Below are 25,552 nucleotides of genomic sequence, written 5' to 3'. Positions count from 1 at the left end.
AGAAATGGAATATCAGCGATAATCGAAGCGGTGAAGGAAGAGGCGAAGAGGCATGGACAGCGGCAACGACAGCACGCGCGCCGCCCTCGTCACCGGCGGATCAGGCGGCATCGGCCGGGCGGTCGTCGAGCGCCTGGCCCGGGACGGCATCGCGGTCGCCGTGCACTACGCGGGCAACCGCGCCAGGGCCGAGGAGACGGTCACCGCGGTGAAGCGGGCCGGCGGCCGGGCGGTGTCGGTGAGCGGCGACGTCGCCGACGAGCAGGCCATGGCGGCGGCCTTCGACGTCGTCGAGGCGGAGTTCGGACACCTCGACGTGGTCGTGAACACGGCCGGCATCATGCCGCTGTCCCCGATCGCCACCCTGGACCTGGACGAACTCGACCGCACGTACCGCACCAACGTCCGCGGCACCTTCGTGGTCTGTCAGCAGGCGGCCCGCCGGGTGCGCCGGGGCGGCGCGATCGTCAACTTCTCCACCTCCGTCACCCGTCTCCGCTTTCCGAGCTACGGCGCGTACGTGGCCAGCAAAGGCGCGGTCGAGGCCATGACGCCGGTGCTGGCCCGGGAGCTGCGCGGCCGGGACGTCACCGTGAACGCGGTGGCCCCCGGCCCGACCGCCACGCCGCTGTTCCTCGACGGCAAGGACGAGGCGACGATCGAGAACCTGACGAAGGCGGCCCCGCTCGAACGCCTGGGCACCCCGCAGGACATCGCCGAAGCCGTCGCCTTCCTGGCCGGCCCCGGCCGATGGGTCAACGGCCAGGTCCTGTTCGCCAACGGCGGCCTCGCCTAGGTCGTGTCCGGAAAGTCCGGCGTGGCCCGTCCGGCGTTGTCGCTGCCGCGGCAGGCGCGGTGGCGCCGTGACACATGAGCGGTCTTGGCGTCTGCGGCCCGTCTGTGGCTTGTCGCGCAGTTCCTCGCGCCCCTAAACACCCTGCCCTCAGCCCGCAGACGGATGGCGGGGGAAGCGAAACAGGTGGCGCTGGGGGTACCACCACGCCCTTCGGGCGTAGGGGGCGGAACTGCGCGAACAGCCCACCACCGGCCAGCGGAGACCAACGCTCCCACAGGGAAACGGCGGCTACGTCCAAAGCCGCAGGGACGCGCGCGGGACTTTACGGACACGGCCTGGGGCGGCCTCGCCTAGGTCGTGTCTGGTGGAGCTCGCCGGGCTCAGCCGGTGGCCGGTCGAGCACCGGAGGAACGGGCGAAGTCGGCGAGCGTCTTGAAGTCGCCCTCGCGCAGGCCGATGCGCGGATTGACGTGGTGGAGGAGTGCGGGTCCCCGGTGGTGCGCGCTCGCGTACGCGTGGTCGCGATCGCTCTGCTCGTCGTCGACCCAGGCAAAGGGACGACCGTCGGCGTGGCGCACCAGGGTTTCGGTCTTCCAGTGGACCCCGTCGGGGCGTTCTTGGAACAGGGCGTCGCCGAACGGGACGAAGGGGAGTTCGGGCAGGCCGAGCACGGGAGCGATCCACCGGTTGGCCTCGGCCATCCACGTGGTGGCCCAGCAGAGTTCGTAGTCGAGCGCCAACAGGGCCGGCCCGTGCTCCGGATTGAGCCAGACGCGCAGCGTTCGCCGGCGGGCCGTGAGCGATCCGGGGTCCGCCGACGTCACCTCGCCTCGGGGGACCCTCAGCGTGGTGTAACCCTCGGGACGTCGCTCGGGCTTGGCCGCGTAGGGGTTGAGAGGCCCGTCCACGTCGAGGAAGAGCAGTGGTCGGCTCATGTACTCCCCCGTGGCACGGCGTCGGCCCTGGCGTGGCAGCGTAGCCCGCCAACCGTCGCGGCGTCGGCCCGATTTCGGCGTGGGCGCCCCTGGTTGCGGCTGCCGTCGGGATTCTGACGAAGTGGTGACACGGCCCGCCAGTCGCCCGGGCGGGCCCGGGCGCGCCCTAGCGTGGGTCCATGCGTGTACTGGTCACCGGCGGTGCCGGGTTCATCGGGTCCCATGTCGTCGACGCGCTGCGGGCGCGCGGGGACGATCCGGTCGTGTTCGACGTGCGGCAGGATCCGGCTGCCGACGTGCGGGATCCCGTCGCCGTGGCACGGGCGCTGGTGGGGGTCGACGCGGTGTGTCACCAGGCGGCGATGGTCGGGCTCGGGAACGGGGTCGCCGACGCCGCCGCGTACGTGTCGCGCAATGACCTGGGCACCGCCGTGCTGGTCGCCGCCATGGCCGAGGCGGGGGTGCGGCGGCTCGTGCTGGCCGGGTCGATGGTGGTGTACGGCGAGGGGCGTTACGAGTGCTCCGCCCACGGTGCGATGCGACCGGGGCCGAGGGGGGCCGGGGACCTCGCGGCGGGACGGTTCGAGCCGCTGTGCCCGGTGTGCGGCCGGGGGCTCGCCCCGGGGTTGGTCGGGGAGGACGCGCCGGTCGATCCGCGGAACGTGTACGCGACGACCAAGCTGGCCCAGGAGCACCTGGCCGCCGCCTGGGCGCGGTGCACCGGTGGGTCCGCGGTGTCGCTGCGCTACCACAACGTGTACGGGCCCCGGATGCCCCGGGACACTCCGTACGCGGGTGTGGCCTCCTTCTTCCGTTCGGCGCTCGCCCGCGACGAGTCGCCCCGGGTGTTCGAGGACGGCGGGCAGTTGCGGGACTTCGTGCACGTACGGGACGTGGCCGCGGCCAACGTCGTGGCACTGGAGGCGGCTTGTGCGCCGGGCACGCTGACGGTGTACAACACCGGCAGCGGCGAACCGCACAGCGTCGGCGACATGGCGCGGGCGCTGGCCGCGGCGCACGGCGGGCCGGCGCCGGTGGTCACCGGGGAGTTCCGGCTCGGCGACGTCCGGCACATCGTCGCGGACTCCTCCCGGCTGCGCACGGAGCTCGGCTGGCTTCCTGAGACCGGGTTCGACGCCGGGATGCGGGAGTTCGCCGCGGCCGGGATGCGCGGGGACTGAGCGCGGGGACTGAGCGGGTGGCGGGCGGGCGGTCAGGGCGCCGTCGGCAGGACGACTGCCAGCGGGCGGGCGCCCGCACCTGAGCGGGAGCGGCGTAGGACGGACTCCACGCGCAGGACCAGCTCCCGGGGGCTGAAGGGCTTGGTGACGTAGTCGTCGGCGCCGATCTCCAGGCCCAGGGCGCGGTCTTCCTCGTCGCCGCGCGCGGTGAGCATGATGACCGGCACGGGCCCGTGGGCGCGCAGCCGGCGGCACCCTCCAGGCCGTCCATGCCCGGCAGCATCAGGTCCAGGACGACGAGGTCGGGCCGGTGGGCGGTGGCGTGGGCAAGGGCTGCGGGACCGTCGTCCACGCGGTCCACGCGGTAGCCGGCGCGGTCCAGGTATCCGGTGACGACCTCGGCGACGGTCGGGTCGTCGTCGACGACCAGGACCCGGGCCGGGTGGCGCCCGGGAGGGGTGGCCGCGGGGGCCGGCTCGCGCGGCCGGCCGAGGAAGCCGGGTCGCGCGGTTCGTACGACTGCTACTGCATGGCCCCATGCCTGACACCGCCGGCCGACCGGCGCCGCCGGCGCGTGTCCGAGTCCGTCGCGCGTCCTCGTTTCGTAAGGACCAGAAGCCCGAAATGTGGGATTTGCACTCGTAGGGTGAGAGCCGTGAACTCACCACCCCCCGTCGATGTCGTCCTGCCGTGTCTGAACGAGGCCGAGGCGCTGCCCTGGGTGCTCGCCCGGATCCCGGACGGCTGGCGCGCCATCGTCGTCGACAACGGTTCCACCGACGGATCGGCGGACGTCGCCCGCTCGCTCGGGGCGAGCGTGGTGCACGAGCCGCGCCGCGGCTTCGGCGCCGCCTGCCATGCCGGGCTGACGGCCGCCGACGCCGACGTCGTCTGCTTCTGCGACTGCGACGCCTCCCTCGACCCCGGTCTGCTCGTGCCCTTCGTCGCCGAACTCCGCTCCGGCACGGCCGATCTGGTGCTCGGGCGGCGGCGCCCGCAGGGCCGCGGTGCCTGGCCCGTGCACGCCCGGGCCGGAAACCTGGCGCTCGCACGGCTGTTGCGCCGCCGCACCGGGCTGCGCCTGCACGACCTCGGTCCGCTGCGGGCCGCCCGCCGAAAGCCGCTGCTCGCGCTCGACCTCGCCGACCGGCGCAGCGGATACCCGCTGGAGATGGTGGTGCGCGCCGCCGACGCGGGCTGGCGGATCGTCGAGCACGACGTGCCGTACCTGCCGCGCACCGGTGCGTCGAAGGTGACCGGCACCTGGCGGGGCACCTGGCGGGCGGTGCGCGACATGAGCCGGGTGCTGGCCGCCCCCGCGCCGCCGCCCGGTTCCGCACCCGTCGACGGCCGGTCCCTCGCGCACCGCGGGGGTGCGCCCCGGTGACCACGGTCGTCGTCATCGCGAAGGAGCCGCGTCCGGGCCGGGTCAAGACCCGTCTCTCGCCGCCGTTCACCCTCGAAGAGGCCGCCGAGTTGGCCGAGGCCGCGCTCGCGGACACCCTGGCTACCGTGGCGGCCGTGCCCGCCGCCCGGCGCCTGCTGGTCCTTGACGGCGCACCGGGGCGCTGGCTGCCGCCCGGCTTCGACGTCGTCCCGCAGAGCGTGGGCGCCCTGGACGAGCGGCTGGCGGACGCCTTCGCCCACTGCGCCGGGCCGTCCTTGCTCATCGGCATGGACACCCCTCAGGTCACCGTCGACCTGCTCGCGGTCGACTTCGCCGGCTGCGACGCCTACTTCGGCCCCGCCGACGACGGCGGCTTCTGGGCGCTCGGCCTCGCCCGCCCCGACCCGGTGCTGCTGCGGGGCGTGCCGATGTCGTCCCCGGTGACCGGTGCGGTGCAGCGGGAGCGGCTGGTGGCCGCGGGGCTGCAGGTACGGGAGTTGCCGCGGCTACGGGACGTCGACACCGCCGCCGACGCCCACGCGGTCGCCGACCTCGTCCCGCACGGGCGGTTCGCCGCCCGACTGGCCCGCTGCACCCGGGCGGCGGCCCGCCGATGAGCACGGCTGCACGGGCGGGGACCGGCGCCGGTTGGGCGGGGGCCGATCCCTATGCGGCGGCGCTGCGTTCCGGACGGGGCCCGCTGTTCCTGCGCCGGGACGACGGCTGGCTGCTGCCCCTGGCGGTGGAGCGCTGGTGCGGCCGGGCCGACCCGGTCGACCGGGACGTGCTCGACCGCTGCGAGGGCCCCGTCCTGGACGTGGGCTGCGGCCCCGGGCGGCTGGTCGCCGAGCTCTCCGCCCGGGGACGCACCGCCCTCGGCATCGACGTCAGCGGGACCGCCGTCGCCCGTACGCAGCGCATCGGCGGCCAGGCGCTGCGCCGCTCGGTGTTCGAACCGCTGCCCGGTGAAGGGCGCTGGGGCACCGTCCTGCTGATGGACGGCAACATCGGCATCGGCGGAAACCCGGACGCGCTCCTGGAGCGGCTCGGCGCACTGTTGCGCCGGGGCGGACTGCTCATCGCCGAGACCGACCCGGCCGACGTCGACGAACGGACCCGGGTGCGGGTCGTCCGGTACGTCGACACCCACCCTTCCGGCGCCCCCTTCCCCTGGGCGCGGCTCGGCACGCCCGCGCTGCTGCGCCGCGCCCGGGGCTGGGACGCGACCGGTCACTGGACCGCCGGCGGCCGGCGCTTCGTCGCCCTGCGCACCCGCCACAGCAGCAACAGCGCGGAGCCACCGAACAGAACGGCGGTGATCACGAGCCAACGCGCGAGGAAGCCGTCCGCCGACATCCCGGTGGCCAGGACGTAGCGGGGATCGCCCACCCTTTTGCCGATCAGCGGGAACCACACGAGCAGCAGCAGGCCCGACAGGGCCGCCGGGACCCGTACGTACATCACCCGCTCCCGGTGGCCCACCGCTTCGAGCCCGTGCACCAGGGCCCGGTCCGCCGCCGTGTACAGCGGGAGCAGGACGAGGTCGTGCAGCAGGGCCGCGCCCACCAGCCACAGCGCCACACCCGTCCAGTCGCCGGCGAACAGCCGCACCCCGGCGTAAGCGGTCAGCGCGAACGAGCAGCCGAGCAGGAGCAGTTGTACGGGGCTGCCGAGCACGGCGCGCACCTGGGGTCGCATCACAGGTCTCCGAAGGTCATCCGGGCCACCCACTTGGTGTTCAGCACGCCGGGCGCGGCCGGCACGATCACCCTGGCCGGGTAGCCGTGGTCGGGGGACAGCTCCTCGCCGTTGACGTACAGGGCGAGCAGCGAGCGCGGGTCGGCGACCTGGTTGGCGCGCAGCGCGGCCCGGCGGAACGCGCCGCGCCGCTGCAGGGACTCCACCAGGACGTCGGGCGGATCGTCGGCGTGCCCGACGAGGGCGGCCAGATCGCGCAGGCGTACGCCGCGCCACCACTGGTCGGACGTCGACCAGCCCTCCACGCAGGCGATGGGCAGCGCGGAGCTGTGCAGGGCGAGCAGGTCGAGGTCGGCGCGGCTGAGCCGGACGGTGCCGCCGCGCCCCGTCACCACGAGCCGCCACACGTCCGGGCCGGTCTCGGCCGGATCGATCCCGGCGTACGCGGCGGTCTTGTTGATCTGGAAACCGTTCGGCCCGCTGCCCGGGTCGGCGCCGCCGTGCGGGGCGAGCAGGGCCGTGCGGCGCAGCCCGTCGAAGCTGCGCCCCACGGTCGTCGCGAACAGCAGCAGGGCTCCTCCCCCGACGAACCACAGCGCACCGCGCCGGGAGACGGTCGGCGGGGCGGAGTTCGGGGACTCCAACGCGTCGGGGAGATCACGCTCGTCCAGTCCGTTGCGCACGGCCCGCAACGCCTTGGGCGTCTTCAGCGCGACGTGGACGGCGAAGGCGGCGAAGAACACCCAGGCGCCGTAGAAGTGGAGGGTGTAGAAGGAGCCGGGGAAGACGTAGTCGAGTTGCACGTTCAGCACTCCGGTGACGAACTCGAACAGCCCGCCGCCGACCAGGAGAAGCAGCGAGAGGCGTTCGAGCCCGTGGGCGAGCGAGCGCACCGGCGGCAGCGCGAACAGCCGCGGGATCACCGACCAGAGCTTGGCCAGCAGCACGGGGATCAAGGTGATGCCGAGGGTGACGTGCACCCCTTGGGTGAGCCGGTACAGCCAGTGCGGGTCCGTCGGCCAGTCGAAGAGGTAGAAGCCGAGGAGCCCCTTGTCCGGCGTCATGTCGTTCACCGGCGCCAGGTCCGGGTTGTACGCGGCGTACGACAGCAGGCCCGTCACGAACAGCACGGTGACGCCGACGAGCAGCACCAGGCCGAGCACCGCGGTGAACCGGACGCCGCGCACCGGGCTGCGCCAGAAGCCGGGCGAGGAGGGGAGGCGGGGATCGTCGCGCATGATCCGACGGTAGGTCCGCGGCACCCCGCCACCGGGGGCACGACCCATGACGAAACGCTGACGTCCGGCCCGTACGGCGCCCTTCGCCCACCCCGTCGGCCTAGCGTGCCGTGGTGACCCGCACTCCGCCCCCCGCCGACGCCATCGCCGACACAGACGCCGACGCCGACGCCCACGCCACCCGCACCGAACTGCGCGGCGACCTGCCCGCCGCAGGGGCCGCAGCCCTGCTGGTGACGGCCGCCGTGCTGATCGGACGGCACATCCAGGACACCGACGGCACGCTCTTCGTCGACTGGCCCCCGCTGTACGCCTCCTGGGGGCCGCACCTGGGCCCCGGCACCCCGGCGGCGGTACTCGTCGCCGTCGGCGTCGTGGCGTACGGCCCCCTCCTGGCGGCCCGCCTGTCCTGGCGCGGCCTGCTCGCGACGGCCTGGGCCGCCTCGTTGGCGTGGACCTTCTCGCTCGCCCTGGTCGACGGCTGGCAGCGCGGCGTCGTCGCCCGGCTGACCACCCGTTACGAGTACCTGGCGGTCGTCGACCGCTTCCACGACGTGCCGGCCGCCCTGAACGGCTTCGCCTCGCACATCCTGGCCGACTCCCCCGACCCCTGGCCCGCCCACGTCGTGGGGCATCCCCCGGCCGCCACCCTGACCTTCGTCGTCCTCGACCGCCTCGGGCTGCGCGGCGGCGGCTGGGCCGGGGCGTGGTGCATCGTGGTGGGGGCGACGGCGGGGATGGCCGTGTTGGTGACCGTGCGCGCCCTGGCGGGCGAACGCCTCGCCCGGCGGGCCGCGCCCTTCGTGGTGCTGGCACCGGCCGCCGTGTGGGCGGGCACCTCGGCCGACGGCTACTTCGCGGCGGTGGCGGCGTGGTCCGTCGCCCTGCTCGCCCTGGCGCTCACCCGTGGATCGCTGGCGGCGGCCGGGGCCAGCGGACTGCTGTTCGGGCTGACCTGCTATCTCTCCTACGGCCTCACCCTCGTCGCAATGATCTGCGCGGCGGTGCTCTTCCTGGGCCGTCGGGGGCTCGGGGAACGCCCGGCGCTGCTGGCCGCGCTCGCCGTGGGGCTGGCCGTCGTCCCCGTCGCGTTCACGCTCGCCGGCTTCAACTGGTGGGAGGCGTACCGCCTGCTGGTCACCCGCTACCACCAGGGCATCGGCGGCATCCGTCCGTACGCGTACTGGGTCTGGGCCAACCTCGCCTGCGCCGTCCTGGTCACCGGCCTGACGACGGCGGCCGGGCTGCGCCGGACCGGGGCGGTGCTGGTACGGGCCGGCGCCCGCGCCCGCAGCGGCGCCGGCGCCCCGGCCGGCACGTCGGACGCCGCGTCAGCCCGGCTCGCTCTGCTGGTGGCGGCCGGCCTGCTCGCGCTGCTGGTCGCCGACGTGTCCGGGATGAGCAAGGCGGAGACGGAACGCATCTGGCTGCCCTTCGCCCTGTGGCTCCTGCCGGCCGGTGCGCTCCTGAGCCGCCCCCGTGCCCGGCTCACGGCCCAGGCCGTGCTGGCGCTCCTCCTCAACCACCTGCTGTGGACCGGGTGGTGAACCCGTCGACGAAGTCGTCGAGGACCGTCAGGGCCTCCGAGGCGTCGGTGGGGTGGTGCGTCGTGCGGCTCTTGGCCAGGGCGCGGTGGAGATGGCGGACGGCGGCGGCCCGGTCGCCGCGTTGTCGGGCGGCGAGGCCCAGGCCGACCTCGGCGCGGATTTCGCCGCGGGTGTGGGCCCGTTCCGCGGCGACGGACCGGGCGCGCTCGTACAGGTCGGTCGCCCGCTCGGGGTCGCCGGCGGTCAGGGCGGTGCGGCCGAGCCAGGTGAGGGTTTCGACGACCTCGGTCCACAGGCCGAGTTCTTCGGCTGCCGGCAGGCCCTCGCGGTGGAGCCGTTCCGTACGGGCGTGGTCGCCGTTGCGTTCGGCCTCACGTGCCAGGGCGCGGGTGGCGCGGAGTTGGCCCCAGCGGTCGCCGGTCTCCCGGAAGAGCGCCGCGCCCAGGTCGGCGTGGTCGGCGAGTTCGACCAGGGCCGCGGCCTCGCCCCAGTGGTCACGGGCGGCGCGGGCGCCCGCGAGGCTCGCCTCGACCAGGCGGCGGCCCACGCGCTGGTGGCCGCCTGCGGTCAGGCCGGTGCCGACGAACCACTGCAGACGGGCGCGCAGCACCGGGTCGTCGAGGCCGGCCGTCGGGTCGGCGGCGAGGACCGGCGCCGTGTCGGTGGGTGAGGTGCGCAGTTCCACCCCGATGAGCCACGCCCGCGCGGCCTGCCGGGCGGCGGGGGCGCTCTCGCCTTCGGCGGCCAGCGCCGCCTGGAGCGATCTGCGGGCCTCGGTGAGCCGCCCGCGCAGGAACCAGTACCACCCCAGCGCGTTCACCAGCCGCAGCGCGAGTTCCGCGGCGCCCTCGGTGAGGGCGAGGTCAAGGGCGCGGCGCAGGTTGTTCGTCTCCGCGTCCAGCTGTTCCAGGCCGCGTCGCTGCGCCGGGCCGCGTAGCAACTCGTCGTGCTGCTCGGCGAGTTCGACGTGGGCCCGGACGAACCTGGTGCGGACGGCGGCCGTCTCACCGGCCTCCGCGAGCCGTTCGGCGCAGTACGCGGCCACCGATTCGAGGAGTCGGAACCGGCCCGCCTTGCGGACCACCAGCGACCGGTCCACGAGTCGGGACAGCAGGTCGGGCACCCGCTCGGCGGGCAGGTCGCGATCGGCGCACACGGCTTCGGCGGACGGCAGGGTGCAGCCGTCGGCGTGCACGGCCACCCTGCGCAGCACGGTCCGCTCGTCCGCGGTCAGCAGCTGCCAGCTCCAGTCGAGCATGCCCCGCAGCGTCTGCTGCCGGGCGGGCAGTCCGCGGGCGCGGACCTCGGGCGCGGGGAGCCGGCCGTCCAGGCGGGTGGCGAGTTCGGCCGGGGTCAGCGTCCGCAGCCGGGGGGCCACCAGCTCCAGCGCGAGCGGAATGCCGTCCAGCCGACGGCAGATGGCGTGGACGGCCGCCGCGTTGTCGGCGTCGAGGACGAAGCCGGGCGCCGCTGCCGCCGCCCGGGCCACGAACAGCTCGACGGCGCTGGAGCGGGCGATCGCGCTCGGGTCGGTGTCCTTCGGCAGCGCCAGCGCGGGCACCGGGTGCACCAGTTCGCCGGGGACGTCGAGGGCTTCCTGGCTGGTGACCAGCAGCTGCCCGCCTGGCACCTTCGCCAGTACGGCCCCGGCGAGGGCTGCGACCGGCTCCACCAGGTGCTCGCAGTTGTCCAACAGGATCAGCAGTCGCTTGTCGGCCACCGCCCGGCACAGCCAGCCCACCAGGTCGTCCAGGTCGGGCTCCGACGCCGCCGTGTCGCACAGGCCCAGGGTCGTGATGACCCGCTCGGCGATGTCGTCCGGGCTCGACGCGGCCCCCAGGCCGGCCAGTTCCACCAGCCACACCCCGTCGGGAAAGCGCTCCGTCACCTCCCGGGCCGCGGCCGTCGCCAGCCGCGTCTTCCCGACCCCGCCGAGGCCGGTGAGCGTCACCAGCCGGGTGGGCGCGTGGGGCCCCAGCCGCTCCCGCACCCGGTCGACCTCCTCGCGTCGGCCGATCAGCGCGGTCAGCGGCGCGGGCAGGTTGGTGCGGCACGACGGTGACTCGACGGTGGGCGGCGCCAGATGCTGCTCCTGGCGCAGGATCGCCTCGTACAGCGCGGTGGCCGCCGGCCCGGGCTCGACCCCCAGCTCCTCGTCGAGCCGGCGCCGCAGCTCGGCGAAGCTCCGCAGCGCGTCGCCCTGTCGACCGGCGCGGTACAGGGCGCGCATGTGGGCGGTGCACAGCCGTTCGCGCAGCGGATGCCGCGCCACCAACTCGCCGAGCTCCGCGACCAGCTCCAGGTGTTCGCCCAGGGTCAGCCGTACCTCGGCCCGGTCCTCCAGGACGGTCAGACGCAGCTCCTCCAGCCGGTCGATCTCACCGCGGGCGAAGAGGGACTCGGCGACGTCGGCGTACGCCGGTCCCCGCCACAGCGCGAGCGCGTCGGCGAACAGCGCGTCCTTCGCGGCCGGGTCCCGGTGGGCGCGGGCGCGTTCGGCCAGCTCCTGGAACCGCACCGCGTCAACTGAGCTGCCCGCGCCGGCGTCATCGGCCGCCAGCAGCAGCCGATAGCCGGCGGGCTCCCGGACGACCTGTTCGCGGCCCAGTACGCGGCGCAGCGCGGAGACCTTCGTCTGGAGGGTGTTGACCGCGCCGCCCGGCGGGGCGCCCGCCCACAGGTCCTCGATGAGACGGTCCGCCGACACCGGGCCGCCCCCGTGCACCAGCAGATCCGCCAGCAGGGCGCGCACCTTCGCTTCGGGGACCTTGACGGGCAGCCCCTCGGCGTCCCAGACGGTCAGAGGGCCCAGCACCCCGTAACGCATGGTCACAGCCTACCGCCAGCGGACCGTCAGGAATCCGTGCGGGCCGCTCGGCAGGGTGGCCGGACACGTGTCGGAGACCGCAACGCATGGGAGCGCCATGAGCACACTGACCGCACGCAGGGCCGGCCCCCGGGAGTGGGGCGGGCTGGCCGTCCTCTCGCTGCCCACGGTGCTGCTGGGCCTCGACCTCACCGTGCTGTACCTGGCCCTGCCCTCGCTCTCGGAGGACCTCAAGCCGAGCAGCACCCAAGCCTTGTGGATCATGGACGCGTACGGCTTCCTGATCGCCGGTTTCCTGATCACCATGGGCACGCTCGGTGACCGGATCGGCCGGCGGAAGCTGCTGCTGATCGGGGCCGCCGTCTTCGGGGCGGTGTCGGTGGTCGCCGCGTACTCCCCCAGCACCGAGCTGCTGATCGCCGCGCGCGCGGCGCTGGGGATCGCCGGCGCCACGCTGATGCCGTCCACGCTCTCCCTGATCAGCAACATGTTCGTCGACGTGCGTCAGCGCTCGGTGGCGATCGGGGTGTGGGCGACGAGCTTCGCGCTCGGCATGGCGCTCGGGCCGGTGGTGGGCGGCGCGATGCTGGCCGAGTTCTGGTGGGGGTCGGCGTTCCTCCTTGCGGTGCCGGTCGCGATCGTCCTGCTGGTGGCCGTGCCGTTGCTGATCCCCGAGTACCGCGCCCCGCAGCGCGGCCGGTTCGACCTGCTCAGCGTCGCGCTGTCGCTGGTCGCGATCCTGCCGGTGGTCTACGCGGTGAAGCGCGGCGCCAAGGAGGGGTTCGGGGCGCCCATGGTCATCGCCGCGGTGATCGGACTGGTGGGCGCGGTGCTGTTCGTCAGGCGCCAGGGCACCTTGGAGAGTCCACTGTTGGACGTACGGCTGTTCGCCAACCGTACGTTCAGCGCCGCGCTCGGCGTCCTGCTCGTCGGACTGGTCGGCGTCGGCGGCTCGATGCTGCTGATCACCCAGCAGCTCCAACTCGTGGAAGGGCTGCCGCCGGTGGAGGCGGGCCTGTGGATGGGGCCGCCCGCGCTGATGATGTTCGTGGCCGCGATCGGGTCGCCGCTGGTCGCCCGGCGCGTACCGCCGGGGATCGTGATGGCCGCCACCCTGGCGCTGTCCACGCTCGGATACGTACTGCTCACGCAGGTGGACTCGACGGGCGGCATCGCCCTGATGGTGATCGGCTTCGGGCTGGTGTACCTGGGGCTCGGGGCGATCGCGTCCCTGGGCACGGACCTGGTGGTGGGTGCCGCGCCGCCGGAGAAGGCGGGCTCGGCGTCGGCGATGTCGGAGACCGTGCAGGAGTTGGGGCTCGCCCTGGGCGTCGCGGTGCTCGGGAGCCTGGCCACCGCGGTGTACCGCGACCGGATCGACGACGAGATCCCCGCGGGCACCACGGGCGAGGCGGCCGACGCGGCGGGCGACAGCCTTGCCGGTGCGTCCTCGCTGGCGGACCGGTTGCCGGCCGGTCTGCTCGACCAGGCCAGGGAGGCGGCGACGGCCGGGTTGAACGTCGCGATGGTGGTCGCGGCGGTCGGCACCCTGGTGCTCGCCGTCGTGTCCGCGGTGGCGCTGCGGCACATCGGCACCATCGGCGACGACGAGCCGGCGAACGACCCGGAGGAGCCGGCCGAGTTGGACGCCGGAGCGGACGCCGGAGCGGACGTCGGAGCGGACGTCGGAGCGGACGTCGCGAAGCGGTGATGCCGGGGTGGAGGGGCCGGCGCCGTCCGTCGTCGGGACGGGCCGGCCCTCCTGCCGGCTCACACCTCCACGTTCGGGCCCTGCGGAATGGCGTTGAGCACCACGTCTCTGAGCATCTCGATCTTCGACCAGTCGAATTCGTACTTGGCGAAGGCCGGGCCGGTGATCCCGCGCTTGAGGCCGTTGCTGATGAGCCAGACCGTGTCCGACGACGGGGCCGTGGCCAAGAAGGCTCCCGAGGACAGGGGGCCGCCGTCCGGGATCCGGTAGAGGTCGACGACCTCGTGGATGTTCATGGTGCCGAAGAGGTTGTTGTACGTCGACATGTCCGGGACCCACCGGCGCTTGCCGTCGATGACGACGAAGATGGCCTGGGTGCCCACCTGCCGCAGGCGGTACCCGTTGAGGCTGTTCCAGTCCTGCTGGTACTGCGCGACCGTCTTGGAGACGGGGGACTCGGCGGCGCCGGCGGCCGGGGCCGCGGCGAGCCCCAGCGGGACGGCGAGCAGCAGGCTGAGCGCGCCGAGCGTCGCACGGCGACGGATGGTGGTGGGCATGGTTCCTCCAAGGAGCCTCGGTGCGGAGGGCGGCCCGTCCTGGGCACCGTCCCCCGCCGGTGTGGTTGACCTGCGTCATGGTGGTCGTCCCGATGTCCCGGCCGCATGGGGCGACGGTCCCGATCCGACGGGACGTGCGCGTCCCGGTCGGGAATCGCCGGGGAAACGCTTGGTCCGCCGCCGGGGCGGGCTGGGACTCTGAGGGGATGAGGGGACGGGGATCGGCGGCGCGCCGGGCCGCCGGAGGCGGGAGCGGTGGGCGCCGAGGCGCCGCGCTGGCCGTACTGGTGCTGTCGTGGGGGCCGGCGTTCACGGCTACGGCGCTGATGGCGTTCGCTGACGTGCCGCGCTACTCCGAGCAGTTGTACAGCGTCGCTGACGTCATGGACGCCCTGGTGTACGGGCTGACCGCGGCCGTGATCCTCAAGCGGCGGTCCCATCCGGTCGCCTGGCTGGTCGCGCTGCACGCCGTCGGCGGCGGGGTGGCGGCGCTGACGCCCCAACTCGTACCGGCCTTCGGCGGTCAGCACTCCCCGCCGCCCTGGGCCGTCCTCCACGGCACGGCGTGGATCCCGGGCACGTTCGCGCTGGTCCTGATCGTGCCGTACCTGTTGTCCGCGCGGCGGTTGAGCCGTCCCGCCAAGGCGGCGGTGGCGGCCGGGGTCGCGGCGATCGCGGTCGCACTCGTGGTGCGGCTGACGACGCCCTGGCCGTGGCCGGGGCAGGGCGAGCCCTACTCGCCGCTGGCGATCCGCGACGAGACCTGGTTCCGGCTCTGCGAAGCGCTCCAACTGGGCGTGCTCGGCGCGGTCGCCGTGCTGGGTTCGCTCGCCGCGGCCCACACCGGGTACCGGCGGCTGCGGGACCCGTCCGCGCGGGGGCTGGGCTGGTTGTCCGTCGGCTGCGCGCTCGTCTCCCTGACGTTCGTGCCCCTGGTCATCTGGCGGGACAGCGGCGGCCGGATGACGGAGGTGGTCATTCCGCTGACGCACCTGGCCTCGCAGGCGTTCTTCCCGGCGGCCGTGATGGTCGTGGTGCTCGGACAGCAGCTGTGGGACATCGGGCTCACCGTCAGCCGGACCTTGGTCGGGGCGCTGTTGACGGGCCTGCTGATCGCCACCCACTTCGGGGCGGTTGCGGTGCTCGGGCTCGCGCTGCCGGGCAGCGACGACGTGTTGAACGGAGTGCTGGCGACGGCGGCCGTGGCGGCGTGCTTCCAGCCGTTGCGCGTCTGGTTGCAGCGGCGGGTGGACCGGCTGGTCCACGGCGAGGCGGCGGCCCCGGCGCTCAGCCGGGTCAAGGGGCACCTGAGCAGTGCGGCGACCCCCGAGGAGGTGCTGACCGGGATGGCGCAGAGCGTGGCGGCCTCCTTCAACCTCAGTTCGGTGCAGGTGCTGGGGACGGACGGGCAGCAGCTCACCCACGCCGGTGCGCCGCTCCCCGGCGCGGGCACGGCGCCGATCCGCCTCCCCCTGGTCGTCGGGCAGCGGACGGCCGGGGACCTGCTGGTGGCCTGCCGGCCGGGCGAACGCCTCGACCGTCGGGCCCGCGCCTCGCTGGGCGAGGTGGCGCCCGTCGTCGCCAGCGCCGTGCAACTGGCCACGGTCACCCGGGAGCTGCGCGAGTCCCGCGGCCGGCTGGCCGCGGCCCGCGACGACGAACGCCGCGCCCTGCGCAGGGAGTTGCACGACCATCTGGGGCCCGCGCTGGCGGGCATCGGGCTGGGCCTCGCGGCCGTCGAGCTCCGCTCGACCGAAGCCGACCCGCTCCGTCCGCTGCTGGCCAGGCTCCGCGGTGAGCTGGACCTGTGCGTCGAGGACGTACGGGTCCTGGCGCGGGGCCTGGTGCCGCCCGTCCTGGCCGAGTTGGGGCTCGTGGAGGCGCTCCGGGAGCTGGTGATGCGGTACGAGGCCGACGGGCTGGCGGTCAGCGTCCGCGACCGGGGCGCGGCGGCCGTGCCCGCGGAGGTCGCCGGGACGGTGTACGCGATCGTGGCGGAGGCCATCCGCAACGTGGCCCGGCACTCCGGGGCCCGTACCTGCGTGGCGGAGCTCGACGGCAGCGACGTGCTCACCGTGGTCGTCGAGGACGACGGCGTCGGCATCGCGCCCGACTGCCGCCCCGGGGTCGGGACCCAGTCGATGCGGGAGCGCGCGCAGGAGGCCGGCGGCACGGTGAGCTGGCACCCCGGCGCGTCCGGGCAGGGCACGCGACTGGTGCTGCGCGTTCCGCTCCGGCGGGAGGAGGTGGCGGTCGGGCATGAGCGGTGAGCCGGAGGCGGCAGGGGTGGTCAGCGTGGTGGTCGTCGACGACCACCCGGTGTTCCGGATGGGTCTGTCCGTGCTGCTCGACGCGTTGCCGGGCGTGACGGTGGTCGCGGAGGCGGGATCGGCCGAAGCCGCCGTGGCGGCGGTGCGGGCGCACGGCCCCGACCTCGCCGTGGTCGACCTCCACCTGGGCGAGCGTCAGCCGTCGGGGATCGACGCCATCCGCGGCGTCCTGCGGATTCGGCCGCAGACCGCGGTGCTGGTGGTGACCATGTTGGACGACGACGACTCGGTGTTCGCCGCGATGCGCTCGGGTGCGCGGGGATACCTGCTGAAGGGCGCGGGGCCGGAGGAGATCGAGCGGGCGGTGCGGGCCGTGGTCAACGGCGAGGTCATCCTCGGCCCGGCCGTCGCCTCCCGGGCGGTCGCCTACCTCACCGGTCTGCGCTCCCCCGGCGCGGCACCCGTGCCGCTGCCCGAACTGACCGCGCGGGAGCGGGAGGTCCTGGACCTGGTGGCCCGGGGGCTGGACAACCCCGCCGTCTCCCGACGGCTGGTCCTCAGCCCGAAGACGGTCCGCAACCACGTCTCCAGCATCCTCGCCAAGCTCCAGGCGGCCAGCAGGGCGGAGGCCGTCGTCCGGGCGCGCGAGGCGGGGCTCGGCGGCGGCTGAGAAAGAGTCGAGCGCACGAAGGGCACCCTCGCCCCTCGTGCGCTCGACCCGCGCTTCGTCGGCCGTCGCATCGCATCGGACCGGTTCGACCTCGGACCGGTCCGGTCTCAGACCGTTCGATCTCAGACCAGTTGGGCCTCCGGCTTCGCTTCGCGGGCCGGAGCGGGCTCGGCCTCCCAGCGGCGCGTGGTGCGTACGTAGCCGTAGATCACCGAGGCCATCGCCAGCAGCAGGAGCGGGCCGAACAGCCAGGGGTGGTCGGCCATCTGCGTCGCCAGGAACCGGTACGAGACCAGCAGCGCGGCGAAGACCGCGGCGCCGTAGGCGACGAGCTGCGTGGCCGAGCGGTCCCAGCCGCGGGACAGGGCGCGCAGCCCCGCCTCGATGGTGAGCACGAAGACCACGCCGGCGATGAGGTCCACGCCGTAGTGGTAGCCGAAGCCCAGCGTCGCGGCGAGCGTGGCGATCAGCCAGAACGTGCCCGCGTAGCGCAGCAGTCGCGGGCTTCTGCGGGTGTGGACGAAGATCGCGACGGACCACGCCGTGTGGAGGCTCGGCATGCAGTTGCGCGGGGTGAAGTCGTCGAAGGTGAACGCCTCGGGGGTGCCGATGGACGGCATCGCGTTGGGCCAGACGTCGGCCGCGGCGAAGGAGCCGCCCTCGGAGCCGTAGGCGAAGATCGGGCCGACCACCGGGAAGATCATGTAGATGCCGGGGCCGAGCAGGCCGATCACCAGGAACGTGCGGACCAGGTGGTGGCCGGGGAAGGCGCGGTCGGTGGCGACGTTGCGCAGTTGGTACAGCGCGGCGACGACCGCGGCGACGGCGAGTTGGACGTAGACCCAGTCGAGGACGTTCTCGCCGACGGTGCCGGTGGCCTCGACGACCCGGCCCACCAGCCACGACGGGTTGCCCAGCGCCTCGTCGGCGGTGACCAGGTAGGGGTCGAGCACTTCCGGTTTGGTCTTGGACGTGATCAGCAGCCAGGCATCGCCGGTCTTGCGGCCCGTCACCAGCAGCAGGCCCAGTCCGACGCCCTTCAGCAGCAGGATGCGCTCCGCGCCGGTGCGGCGGGTGATCGCGAAGACCGCGCAGCCGAGGATCACCCAGAGCGCTCCGCTGCCGGAGCCTATTCGCTCGTCGAGCAGCCAGCGCACGAGCGTGAGGACGAGGTCGATGCCGACCGCGGCGCCGAGCGCGATGAACCGCTGCCGCCAGGTGAGCACCACCATCATCAGCGCCATGCTGGCGTACAGCAACGGTCCCGACGCGGGCTTGACGATCAACTCGCGCGTCTGGGTGGTGATCGGCCCCGGTACGCCGTAGTGGCGCGCGGCGATCTCCAGCGCGACGAGGAAGCCGAGGCCCACCAGTCCCGCCGCGGCCCACAGCAACACCCGGGGCCGACGCCACGGAGCGGGCGTTTTCCTGCTACTTATTCGCGAAGCGTCCCGCGATGTTACACGTATCAATGATTTGGCCGATTTGCTTGATATTTTAGTATTGATTGCTTTTCGCGCCGAATGCCATGGTTTCCAGTGAAGGGAAGGTGATCAGGGCGATCGTCGCGAATTCGATCATGTTAGCGAAACGATGCGGGTGGGTTCCGCCGGTCGCCGGGGCGGAACTCGGCCCGCGCGCGCTCCGCGCGAAGCGCTCCACCGTAACCCGGGCCGTCGGCGCCGTCGGGCGGATGTGGCGCACCTTACGCGCGGTCCGCGGCGTTCCTGATCGATGCGAGCCGCCGCACGCGGTCACGCGCCCTGCGTCATCCGGCGCAAGCCGGCGTACCCAAGGGCCGCGTACACCGTCACGATGACCGCTCCGACCAGCAGGAAGAAGACTCCGAAGCCGGTGAGGGAGAGCGGGTCGACGAGCGCCAGGGCGACGCAGCCGATGCCCGAGAACAGATTCACGCAGATCACCGTCCGGACGATCGCGGGACGGAGCACCGGGAGCCGGGCGATCAGGAGCAGGACGGCGCCACCGGCCAGTTGGTAGCCGCCGAATCCGAGGGTGAATCCGGTGGGCATGCCCGTCAGGTCGCCGAGCGGGCCGACGGCGACGATCAGGACGACGGCCATCACTGCGGTGCTCACGCCGTCGACGCGCAGCACCAGGCGCAGCAGCCGCGCCGGGTCGCCGGGGCCGGCCGGCGCGTCAGGCAGGGTCGACGTGGGTCGGGCGTGCGTCATCACGGACTCCTTCGCTTCGGGGGGGTGCCCTCACCGGGAGGGGCGCTCACCGTGACACGTGCGACGTCATGAACTCCATGACCTCCTAGGTCATGGCCCGCCCGGGGCGGCTGGCTACGGTGAGGGCATGGACGACGACGATCCGCGCCGCGTGGGAGTGCTGCTGAGGGACTGGCGGCGGCGCAAGAAGCTCAGCCAACTCGACCTGGCCCTCCTGGCGGACACCTCGACCCGGCACCTGTCCTGCGTCGAGACGGGCCGGGCGCGCCCCAGCCGGAGCATGGTGCTGCGGCTGGCCGAGCACCTCGACGTACCGCTGCGGGACCGCAACGGGCTGCTGCTGGCGGCCGGGTACGCGCCCGCGTACCGCGAGAGCCCGCTCGACAGCGACCGGATGGCCATGGCGCACGCGGCGCTGCGGGCGATGCTCGCGGGCCACGAGCCCAATCCCTCCGTCGTGATCGACCGCGTGTGGAACGTCGTCGACTACAACGACGCCATGTCGGTCCTGCTGGACTCCGTTCCGTCCGCGCTGACCGGCGCGGACGCCAACGTCATGCGGCTGATCCTGCATCCGGACGGCCTCGCCGGCCAGTGCCTGAACTTCGCCGAGGTCCGCGCGCACGCGCTGGCCCGCCTCGCGCACCAGGCCGCCGCCACGGGCCACCGCGACCTGCGGGACCTGTACGAGGAGGTCGCCGCCTACCCCGTACCGCCGGACGCGGACGGCGTGCCCGCGCCGGCCGATCCGGACGGGTTCACGGCCCCGCTGCGGGTGCGGACGCCGCTCGGGAACCTGTCGCTGTTCAGCATGATCGCCACGTTCGGGGCCCCGGCGGACGTGACCTTGTCGGAGTTGGCGGTGGAGACCTTCTTCCCCGCGGACGAAGCCACCGCCCAGGTGCTGCGGGACTTGGCTGAAACGCGGGACGCGGGGGGCGTGGGAGGCATGCGGAATGCTCTCGTGAGCCGGTCCGTGCGCCCTGGCCTCTGAATCGCCGCGGTCGGATCGTGTTGGCGGCCGTCCGGCCCCCCGCCGACCGTGCGGGGCACGGCCGGCTGCCGGACCAGACACCCGAGCCAGTTCGAAGCGGCCTCGCACGGCCGCTCACAGAACACCACTCGCCGTTCCGGTCGACAAGGAGTTCCATGCCCACCGTCCCCACCGACTCGCCCGTCTTATCCACCCGACAGTTCCGCACGGACATCCTCAGCACCGCCGGGGCCATCGGCGCCCCGGTCTCCCACCGCGCCGTCGACACCGTCCTCGACGCGTTCGCGGACAACTTCACCAGCGGGGCCACCCTGTGGAAGACCACCAGCCGCCCCGGTGACCACCTCGCGTACCGCTTCTTCTCCCGCACCCGGACCGACACCCTCGGCCGGGCCGTGGCGGCGGACCTCCTCGATGCGGCGCATCCCATGCTCCCGGCGGTCAGGGCCTGGAGCGGGATGTACGACGGCGCCCCCGTCCAGTCCGGAGACTTCGACGCCGCACGCGGACTCGCCAAGACGTGGTTGCACTTCGGCGGGTTGCGGCCGGCCGGCGAGGTGTTCGCCAGCCACCGGGTGCCCACCGCCGTACGGGACCTGCTGCCCGGCTTCCTGACGCTGGGGTTGGCGCACCTGCGGTTCGTGGCGTGCGACTGGCGCAGCAACACCGCCAACTTCTACTTCCGCGCCCAAGGCCCGCTCGACGAGGAGCAGTTCGCCCGCATCCACGCGCTGGCGGGCGGTGCGCCGCCGCGCCCCGACCTGGTCGCCGAAGTGATCGCGTACGTACCGGAGGACTACTGCGTCGCCGTCACCGTGCCGATGGGGACCGGGGTGGTGGAGCGGGTCTGCTTCTACGCGCTGCGCGTCCCCGAGGACCGGCTGCCGCGGGTGCCGGAGCGGATCCGCACCTTCCTGCGGGCGGCGCCGAGCCACGACGCGGACGAGTGCAACGTCATCGGCTGGTCCTTCGGCCGCAGCGGCGACTACGTCAAGGCCGAGCGCAGCTACACGGGCAACATGACCGAGGTGCTGGCCTCCTGGAACTGCTTCTTCCACGGCCAGGACGGTCGGGACGAACAGCTCCGCTCCACCCGCCCGGATACGACCGCGGGCGTCCGGGAGGGGAGCACGCCGTGACCGACCCCCTGGCGAACATGCCCGGCGACGACTACTTCGCCCACCCCCCGGTCTTCGCCACCCACGCCGAGCACCGCGCCCACCTCAAGCACCGGCACGCCGTCGCCATGCGGCACTTCGCCCGCCTCGGCTTCGACCAGGACGGCCTGGCCGGGCTGATCACCGTGACGGACCCCGAACACCCCGGCACGTACTGGGCCAACCCGCTCGCCCAGCCGTTCTCCACCCTCACGCCGGAGCACCTGGTACGGGTGGACGGCGAGAGCACCGAGACGCTGGAGGGGACGCGGCGGGTGAACATCGCGGCGTTCAACATCCACGCCGAGATCCACCGGGCCCGCCCGGACGTGCGGGCCGTCATCCATCTGCACACCGTCTACGGCCGCGCCTTCTCCGCGTTCGCGAGGAAGCTGCCGCCGCTCACCCAGGACGCCTGCCCCTTCTTCGAGGACCACGAGGTCTTCGACGACTACACCGGCCTCGTGCTCGCCAAGGACGACGGGCGGCGCATCGCGGCCACCCTCGGCTCGGCGAAGGCGATCATCCTGAAGAACCACGGGCTGGTGACGGTCGGCGAGACGCTGGACGCGGCGGCCTGGTGGTTCACCCTGCTGGACACCTGCTGCCGGGTGCAGCTCCTCGCGGACGCCGCCGCCGCCGGCGCCGGCGCCCCCGAACCCGTACCGGACGAGGTGGCGCGGCTGACCGCCGCGCAGTTGGGCTCCCATCTGCTGGGGTTCAACAGCTACCAGCCCCTGCACGAGGCGGCGTTGGCCCGCAACCCCGACCTCGCGCCCCGCCCCGCCCCCTCGACCGCGTTCGCCGCATGAGCGAGCCGTCGTACGCCGGTGGTGTCCTCGGGCACCACCGGCCGGGCGAAGCCGAACGGCTCGTCCTCCTGGAAGCCACCTGCGACCCCACCAGCGCGGCGCTGATCGACCGGCTGCCGCTCCCCCGCGACGCGGTGTGCGCGGTCGTCGGCGCCGGCAACGGCGGCTTGGTGCAGCACCTCGCCGACCGCTTCCCCGGGGGGCGGGTGACGGCCACGGACATCGACACCGGCTTCCTGCTGGCCCGCTCCTGGCCGCGGCACGTCAGCGTGGTCCGGCACGACGTCACCACCGGGGAGCTGTCGGCCGGCGCGTACGACCTCGTGCACGCCCGCGCCGTGCTCACCCACCTCCCCCACCCGGAGCGGCTGGTGGTCCGGCTGGCCCGCTGGCTCAGGCCCGGCAGCGGGCGGCTGGTGGTCGAGGACCCCACGTACGCCCATCTCGACACCGGCGGGCCCGCGGCCTTCACCACCTTGCTCCGGGGCTGCGCCGACCTGTTGCAGCGCGTCCAGGGCACCGACCACACGTGGGCCGAGCGCAGCCCGGCCGCGCTGAGGGCCGCCGGGCTCGTCGACGTCACCGTCGACCGGCGCACCGCGGTCGTCGGCGACGACCCCATGGAGGACGCCTACTGGCGCAGTTGCTTCGCCCGGGCTGCGCCGGAGCTGATCGCCCGGGGCGTGCTGAGCGCGGCCCAGCTCGCGCGGGGCGTCGCCTGCCTGGACCGGCCGGGCTTTCGCCACCCGACGTGGACGGTGGTGTCGTGCTCGGCCCGCAGACCCGACGGGGCACGGGGTGGTCAGCGGTAGTAGACCGCCGTCGGCTTCCCGTCGACCTCGTGGATGCGGACCGGGGTGTCGAACACCTCGGTCAGCACTTCGGGTCGCATCATCGCGGCCACGCTGTCGGACGCCGCGATGCGGCCGTCGCGCAGGGCGATGATGCGGTCGGAGTAGGTGGCGGCGAAGTTGATGTCGTGGACGATCAGGACGACCGTCTTCCCGAGTTCGTCGGCCGCCCGGCGCAGTTGGCCCATCATCCGGACGGAGTGCTTCATGTCGAGGTTGTTCAGGGGCTCGTCCAGGAGCACGTACTGGGTGTCCTGGGCGAGCACCATCGCCACGTAGGCCCGCTGGCGCTGACCGCCGGAGAGCTGGTCGAGGTAGCGGTGTTGGAGGTCGCCGAGGTGGAGGAAGTCCAGGGCCTCGTCGACGTGGGCGACGTCCTGTTTGGTGAGCCGTCCACGGCAGTGCGGGAAGCGGCCGAAGGAGACCAGTTCCCGCACGGTGACGCGGGCGGTGAAGTGGTTCTCCTGGCGGAGGATGGACAGCACCCGGGCCACGTCGCGCGACTTGGCCCGGTGCACGTCGAGGCCGTCGACGGTGACGGTGCCCGAGGTGGGCTCGGCGAGCCGGCCCACGATCGTGAGCAGGGTGGACTTTCCGGCGCCGTTGGGGCCGACGAGCGAGGTCACCCCGCCCGCCGGGATCCGGCCGGACACCGGGCCGAGCACCACGTGCTCCCCGTACGCCTTGCGGATGTCGGTGAACTCGATCACAGGGTGCCCTTCCTGAGGAGGTGCGCGAGGAAGACCGCCCCGCCGAGGAACTCGATGACGACGGTGAGCATCCCGGATGCGTAGAAGACGTGCTCCAGGACGAACTGGCCGCCGACCAGGGTGAGCAGGCCGATGAGGAAGGCCATCGGGAGGACGGCGACGTGCCGGTGGGTGCCGGTCAGTTGGTAGGCGAGCATCGCGGTGACGAAGCCGAAGAAGGTCATGGGGCCCGCGAGCGCGGTGGACATCGCGATCAGCAGGGAGACGAGCAGCAGCATCACGGTCAGCTCGCGCTTGTGCGCGACGCCGAGGTTCGTGGCGGCGTCCCGTCCCAGCAGCAGGGCGTCGAGGCGGTGGCAGCGGTGCCACACGACGGCGCCGGTGACCAGGCAGACGAGCGCAGCGAGCGGGAGGTACGCCACCTCCGCGCTGGTGAGCCGGCCGAAGAGCCGGGTGGCCAACACGTCGTACTCGGAGGGCGAGAGCAGCCGCTGGAGGAAGTCCGAGACGCTGCGGAAGGCGAGCCCGAGCACCACGCCGACCAGCAGCATGACGTGGAGGCTGCCGCCGCGCCCGGAGAACAGCCAGCGGAACAGCAGCATCGTGAAGCAGACCATCAGCAGGGTCTGGGTGATCAGCTTCGGCATGCCGTCGGTCGCGGCGAGCACGCTGCCGCCGAAGACGGAGACCAGGAGGGTCTGCATCAGGATGTAGACCGCGTCGAAGCCCATGATCGACGGCGTGAGGATCCGGTTGTGGGTGATGGTCTGGAAGACCACCGTGCCCACGGCGTGCGCGAAGGCGACCACCGCCATCGTCCCGACGACGGTCAGCCGCCGCTCGAAGGCGAAGTCGAAGGACCCCTGGATGAAGAGGAAGAGGTAGCAGAGCACGGCGGTGGCGGTGAGCGCGGCGGCCACCGCGATCCGCGCGGGGACGGGCAGGCCCGCCCGGACGCGGCCGGCCCCTGACGCCCCGCGCCCGTCGGAGGGCGCGCCCGCCGGGGGCGCGCCGGTCGTCGGTCGACTCTCAGACATGGGCCCTCTCCCGCTGACGCAAGATCATCACGACGAACACGACTGCTCCGACGGCACCGAGCACCACCGTCGCGGGGATCTCCAACGGAGCGACGACGAGCCGTCCGACGAGGTCGCAGGCGATCAACAGCGCCACGCTGCTGAGCACCACCCACGGCAGGTTGCGGCGGATGTCGTCGCCGCGGACCATCGAGACGAGGTTGGGGACGATCAGTCCGAGGAAGGGGATGAACCCCACCACGACGGTGGTCACACCGGTGGCCAGGGCGACCATGGTGAGCCCGATGAACATGATGCTGCGGTACGGCAGCCCCAGGCTGGTGGCCGTGTCCCTGCCGAGCCCGGCGATGGTGAAGCGGTCGGCGGCCAGGTAGAGCCCGACGACGACGGCGCCCACCACCCACAGCGGCTCGTAGTTGCCGCGGACGATCGAGCTGAAGCCGCCCGAGCGCCAGGTGGCCAGCAGTTGGAGCAGCTGGTTGGAGGAGGCGATGTACAGCGTCAGCGAGCTGATCAGGGCGCCCAGCATGATGCCCACGATCGGCACGATCACCTGCGACTTGAGCGCGATCCGGCTGAGCACGACCAGGAAGACGAGCGCTCCGGCGAAGGCGAAGGCGCTGGCGGCGCCCATCTTGACCAGGGGCGACGCGGTCGGCGCGAGCAGGGTGAGCAGCAGCACGCCCAGCGCCGCCCACTCGCTGGTGCCGGTGGTGGTCGGCTCGACGAAGCGGTTCTGGACCAGCATCTGCATGATCACGCCGGAGACCGCCATCGCGGCGGCGGCGAGGACCAGGGCGAGCGTTCGCGGCACCCGGGAGATGAAGAACATGTTCCGCGCGTCGGGGTCGGTGAACAGCGCGCGCAGGTCGATGTCGTAACTGCCCACGAACAGGGAGGCAGTGACCAGGGCCAGCACGCCGAGGGCGGCCAGCAGCAGGGGGAGTCGGCGCATGGGGCTTCCGGACGGGAGGGTGGT

General features: G+C 73.4%; 23 protein-coding genes and 1 pseudogene. 13 read left to right on the top strand and 11 right to left on the bottom strand.

The genetic code is table 11. The features are described from left to right. Positions 1-52: 52 nt before the first annotated feature. Positions 53-796, top strand: coding sequence for an SDR family oxidoreductase (locus tag ABZ842_RS23905; RefSeq protein ID WP_361540099.1), 744 nt, complete (start codon positions 53-55; stop codon positions 794-796). 380 nt (positions 797-1,176) lie between these two features. On the opposite strand, the gene ABZ842_RS23900 is transcribed toward ABZ842_RS23905, so the two are convergent. Next, positions 1,177-1,731 carry a hypothetical protein gene (locus ABZ842_RS23900; RefSeq protein WP_361540096.1) on the bottom strand — a complete coding sequence of 185 codons (555 nt, stop codon included), beginning with the start codon at positions 1,729-1,731 and terminating at the stop codon, positions 1,177-1,179. A gap of 179 nt (positions 1,732-1,910) precedes the next feature. On the opposite strand from ABZ842_RS23900, the gene ABZ842_RS23895 reads away from it, so the two are divergent. Next, entirely contained in the window at positions 1,911-2,912 is a 1,002-nt protein-coding gene (locus ABZ842_RS23895) for an NAD-dependent epimerase/dehydratase family protein (protein WP_361540093.1), read from the top strand. 83 nt (positions 2,913-2,995) lie between these two features. Here the strand turns inward: ABZ842_RS23895 and ABZ842_RS23890 are convergent. After that, positions 2,996-3,342, bottom strand: a pseudogene (locus ABZ842_RS23890) (response regulator); the annotation flags it as partial. Positions 3,343-3,558: 216 nt separating this feature from the next. Between ABZ842_RS23890 and ABZ842_RS23885 the strand changes: the two are divergent. The 3 genes from ABZ842_RS23885 to ABZ842_RS23875 are packed head-to-tail and all read left to right on the top strand — an operon-like array spanning position 3,559 to position 5,674. Continuing rightward, the gene (locus ABZ842_RS23885; protein ID WP_361540090.1) at positions 3,559-4,299 is read left to right on the top strand and encodes a glycosyltransferase family 2 protein; all 741 of its coding nucleotides are present in this window, start codon (positions 3,559-3,561) and stop codon (positions 4,297-4,299) included. After that, entirely contained in the window at positions 4,296-4,916 is a 621-nt protein-coding gene (locus tag ABZ842_RS23880) for a DUF2064 domain-containing protein (protein ID WP_361540087.1), read from the top strand. The genes ABZ842_RS23885 and ABZ842_RS23880 overlap by 4 nt, the downstream gene beginning before the upstream one ends. Continuing rightward, complete coding sequence (locus ABZ842_RS23875) at positions 4,913-5,674, top strand: methyltransferase domain-containing protein (protein ID WP_361540084.1); 762 nt, start codon at positions 4,913-4,915, stop codon at positions 5,672-5,674. The genes ABZ842_RS23880 and ABZ842_RS23875 overlap by 4 nt, the downstream gene beginning before the upstream one ends. Before the next feature lie 322 nt (positions 5,675-5,996). Here the strand turns inward: ABZ842_RS23875 and ABZ842_RS23870 are convergent, their stop codons facing one another. Next, positions 5,997-7,235: a molybdopterin-dependent oxidoreductase gene (locus ABZ842_RS23870; RefSeq protein WP_361540081.1), complete on the bottom strand. Its 1,239-nt coding sequence runs from the start codon at positions 7,233-7,235 to the stop codon at positions 5,997-5,999. Positions 7,236-7,378: 143 nt separating this feature from the next. Here ABZ842_RS23870 and ABZ842_RS23865 point away from each other — a divergent pair, with 143 nt between their 5' ends. Continuing rightward, positions 7,379-8,782, top strand: coding sequence for a hypothetical protein (locus ABZ842_RS23865; RefSeq protein WP_361540273.1), 1,404 nt, complete (start codon positions 7,379-7,381; stop codon positions 8,780-8,782). On the opposite strand, the gene ABZ842_RS23860 is transcribed toward ABZ842_RS23865, so the two are convergent. After that, a complete protein-coding gene (locus ABZ842_RS23860; RefSeq protein WP_361540078.1) occupies positions 8,754-11,609 on the bottom strand; it encodes a BTAD domain-containing putative transcriptional regulator in 2,856 nt (951 codons plus the stop codon). The two genes, ABZ842_RS23865 and ABZ842_RS23860, sit on opposite strands and share 29 nt — an antisense overlap. Positions 11,610-11,706: 97 nt before the next feature. On the opposite strand from ABZ842_RS23860, the gene ABZ842_RS23855 reads away from it, so the two are divergent. Continuing rightward, on the top strand, positions 11,707-13,320 hold the full coding sequence (locus ABZ842_RS23855; RefSeq protein WP_361540075.1) for an MFS transporter: 1,614 nt from the start codon (positions 11,707-11,709) through the stop codon (positions 13,318-13,320). Positions 13,321-13,379: 59 nt separating this feature from the next. Here the strand turns inward: ABZ842_RS23855 and ABZ842_RS23850 are convergent, their stop codons facing one another. Further along, positions 13,380-13,877, bottom strand: a complete 498-nt coding sequence (locus ABZ842_RS23850; RefSeq protein ID WP_361540073.1) for a hypothetical protein — start codon at positions 13,875-13,877, stop codon at positions 13,380-13,382. A gap of 206 nt (positions 13,878-14,083) precedes the next feature. Between ABZ842_RS23850 and ABZ842_RS23845 the strand changes: the two genes are divergently transcribed. Together ABZ842_RS23845 and ABZ842_RS23840 are read left to right on the top strand one after the other, a co-directional pair. Next, a complete protein-coding gene (locus tag ABZ842_RS23845; RefSeq protein ID WP_361540070.1) occupies positions 14,084-16,147 on the top strand; it encodes an ATP-binding protein in 2,064 nt (687 codons plus the stop codon). Next, a complete protein-coding gene (locus ABZ842_RS23840; protein ID WP_361540067.1) occupies positions 16,137-16,817 on the top strand; it encodes a response regulator transcription factor in 681 nt (226 codons plus the stop codon). The genes ABZ842_RS23845 and ABZ842_RS23840 overlap by 11 nt, the downstream gene beginning before the upstream one ends. Before the next feature lie 122 nt (positions 16,818-16,939). Here the strand turns inward: ABZ842_RS23840 and ABZ842_RS23835 are convergent, their stop codons facing one another. The 3 genes from ABZ842_RS23835 to ABZ842_RS23825 form a co-directional block, all read right to left on the bottom strand. After that, positions 16,940-18,211, bottom strand: a complete 1,272-nt coding sequence (locus ABZ842_RS23835; protein WP_361540270.1) for a phosphatase PAP2 family protein — start codon at positions 18,209-18,211, stop codon at positions 16,940-16,942. A gap of 103 nt (positions 18,212-18,314) precedes the next feature. Further along, positions 18,315-18,521: a hypothetical protein gene (locus ABZ842_RS23830; RefSeq protein ID WP_361540064.1), complete on the bottom strand. Its 207-nt coding sequence runs from the start codon at positions 18,519-18,521 to the stop codon at positions 18,315-18,317. 50 nt (positions 18,522-18,571) lie between these two features. Next, positions 18,572-19,012 carry a hypothetical protein gene (locus tag ABZ842_RS23825; protein ID WP_361540061.1) on the bottom strand — a complete coding sequence of 147 codons (441 nt, stop codon included), beginning with the start codon at positions 19,010-19,012 and terminating at the stop codon, positions 18,572-18,574. A 127-nt stretch (positions 19,013-19,139) separates the two neighbouring features. On the opposite strand from ABZ842_RS23825, the gene ABZ842_RS23820 reads away from it, so the two are divergent. From ABZ842_RS23820 to ABZ842_RS23805, 4 genes are all read left to right on the top strand, one after another. Further along, positions 19,140-20,006: a helix-turn-helix transcriptional regulator gene (locus tag ABZ842_RS23820; RefSeq protein WP_361540058.1), complete on the top strand. Its 867-nt coding sequence runs from the start codon at positions 19,140-19,142 to the stop codon at positions 20,004-20,006. Between the two features lie 155 nt (positions 20,007-20,161). Then, positions 20,162-21,145, top strand: coding sequence for an aromatic prenyltransferase (locus ABZ842_RS23815; protein WP_361540055.1), 984 nt, complete (start codon positions 20,162-20,164; stop codon positions 21,143-21,145). Then, positions 21,142-21,975, top strand: a complete 834-nt coding sequence (locus ABZ842_RS23810) for a class II aldolase/adducin family protein (RefSeq protein ID WP_361540052.1) — start codon at positions 21,142-21,144, stop codon at positions 21,973-21,975. Before ABZ842_RS23815 ends, ABZ842_RS23810 begins: the two co-directional genes overlap by 4 nt. Continuing rightward, complete coding sequence (locus ABZ842_RS23805) at positions 21,972-22,787, top strand: methyltransferase (RefSeq protein ID WP_361540049.1); 816 nt, start codon at positions 21,972-21,974, stop codon at positions 22,785-22,787. The genes ABZ842_RS23810 and ABZ842_RS23805 overlap by 4 nt, the downstream gene beginning before the upstream one ends. Here ABZ842_RS23805 and ABZ842_RS23800 read toward each other — a convergent pair. The 3 genes from ABZ842_RS23800 to ABZ842_RS23790 are packed head-to-tail and all read right to left on the bottom strand — an operon-like array spanning position 22,778 to position 25,528. Further along, the gene (locus ABZ842_RS23800; protein WP_361540046.1) at positions 22,778-23,536 is read right to left on the bottom strand and encodes an ATP-binding cassette domain-containing protein; all 759 of its coding nucleotides are present in this window, start codon (positions 23,534-23,536) and stop codon (positions 22,778-22,780) included. The two genes, ABZ842_RS23805 and ABZ842_RS23800, sit on opposite strands and share 10 nt — an antisense overlap. Continuing rightward, the gene (locus tag ABZ842_RS23795) at positions 23,533-24,573 is read right to left on the bottom strand and encodes an iron chelate uptake ABC transporter family permease subunit (RefSeq protein ID WP_361540043.1); all 1,041 of its coding nucleotides are present in this window, start codon (positions 24,571-24,573) and stop codon (positions 23,533-23,535) included. Before ABZ842_RS23795 ends, ABZ842_RS23800 begins: the two co-directional genes overlap by 4 nt. Next, positions 24,566-25,528 carry an iron chelate uptake ABC transporter family permease subunit gene (locus tag ABZ842_RS23790; RefSeq protein ID WP_361540040.1) on the bottom strand — a complete coding sequence of 321 codons (963 nt, stop codon included), beginning with the start codon at positions 25,526-25,528 and terminating at the stop codon, positions 24,566-24,568. Before ABZ842_RS23790 ends, ABZ842_RS23795 begins: the two co-directional genes overlap by 8 nt. Between the last annotated feature and the right edge of the window lie 24 nt (positions 25,529-25,552).

Source organism: Streptomyces sp. NPDC047315 (assembly GCF_040643215.1).
Lineage (GTDB): Bacteria > Actinomycetota > Actinomycetes > Streptomycetales > Streptomycetaceae > Streptomyces.
Note: the sequence above shows the minus strand (reverse complement) of the source record. Positions and strands in the feature narration are given on the sequence as shown.

Coding starts and splice junctions, on each gene's coding strand:
- ABZ842_RS23850 (WP_361540073.1), bottom strand. CDS start 13,877: ATGCCCACCACCATCCGTCGCCGTGCGACGCTCGGCGCGCTCAGCCTG.
- ABZ842_RS23860 (WP_361540078.1), bottom strand. CDS start 11,609: ATGCGTTACGGGGTGCTGGGCCCTCTGACCGTCTGGGACGCCGAGGGG.
- ABZ842_RS23805 (WP_361540049.1), top strand. CDS start 21,972: ATGAGCGAGCCGTCGTACGCCGGTGGTGTCCTCGGGCACCACCGGCCG.
- ABZ842_RS23905 (WP_361540099.1), top strand. CDS start 53: ATGGACAGCGGCAACGACAGCACGCGCGCCGCCCTCGTCACCGGCGGA.
- ABZ842_RS23845 (WP_361540070.1), top strand. CDS start 14,084: ATGAGGGGACGGGGATCGGCGGCGCGCCGGGCCGCCGGAGGCGGGAGC.
- ABZ842_RS23895 (WP_361540093.1), top strand. CDS start 1,911: ATGCGTGTACTGGTCACCGGCGGTGCCGGGTTCATCGGGTCCCATGTC.
- ABZ842_RS23875 (WP_361540084.1), top strand. CDS start 4,913: ATGAGCACGGCTGCACGGGCGGGGACCGGCGCCGGTTGGGCGGGGGCC.
- ABZ842_RS23790 (WP_361540040.1), bottom strand. CDS start 25,528: ATGCGCCGACTCCCCCTGCTGCTGGCCGCCCTCGGCGTGCTGGCCCTG.
- ABZ842_RS23795 (WP_361540043.1), bottom strand. CDS start 24,573: ATGTCTGAGAGTCGACCGACGACCGGCGCGCCCCCGGCGGGCGCGCCC.
- ABZ842_RS23870 (WP_361540081.1), bottom strand. CDS start 7,235: ATGCGCGACGATCCCCGCCTCCCCTCCTCGCCCGGCTTCTGGCGCAGC.
- ABZ842_RS23825 (WP_361540061.1), bottom strand. CDS start 19,012: ATGACGCACGCCCGACCCACGTCGACCCTGCCTGACGCGCCGGCCGGC.
- ABZ842_RS23855 (WP_361540075.1), top strand. CDS start 11,707: ATGAGCACACTGACCGCACGCAGGGCCGGCCCCCGGGAGTGGGGCGGG.
- ABZ842_RS23815 (WP_361540055.1), top strand. CDS start 20,162: ATGCCCACCGTCCCCACCGACTCGCCCGTCTTATCCACCCGACAGTTC.
- ABZ842_RS23900 (WP_361540096.1), bottom strand. CDS start 1,731: ATGAGCCGACCACTGCTCTTCCTCGACGTGGACGGGCCTCTCAACCCC.
- ABZ842_RS23840 (WP_361540067.1), top strand. CDS start 16,137: ATGAGCGGTGAGCCGGAGGCGGCAGGGGTGGTCAGCGTGGTGGTCGTC.
- ABZ842_RS23820 (WP_361540058.1), top strand. CDS start 19,140: ATGGACGACGACGATCCGCGCCGCGTGGGAGTGCTGCTGAGGGACTGG.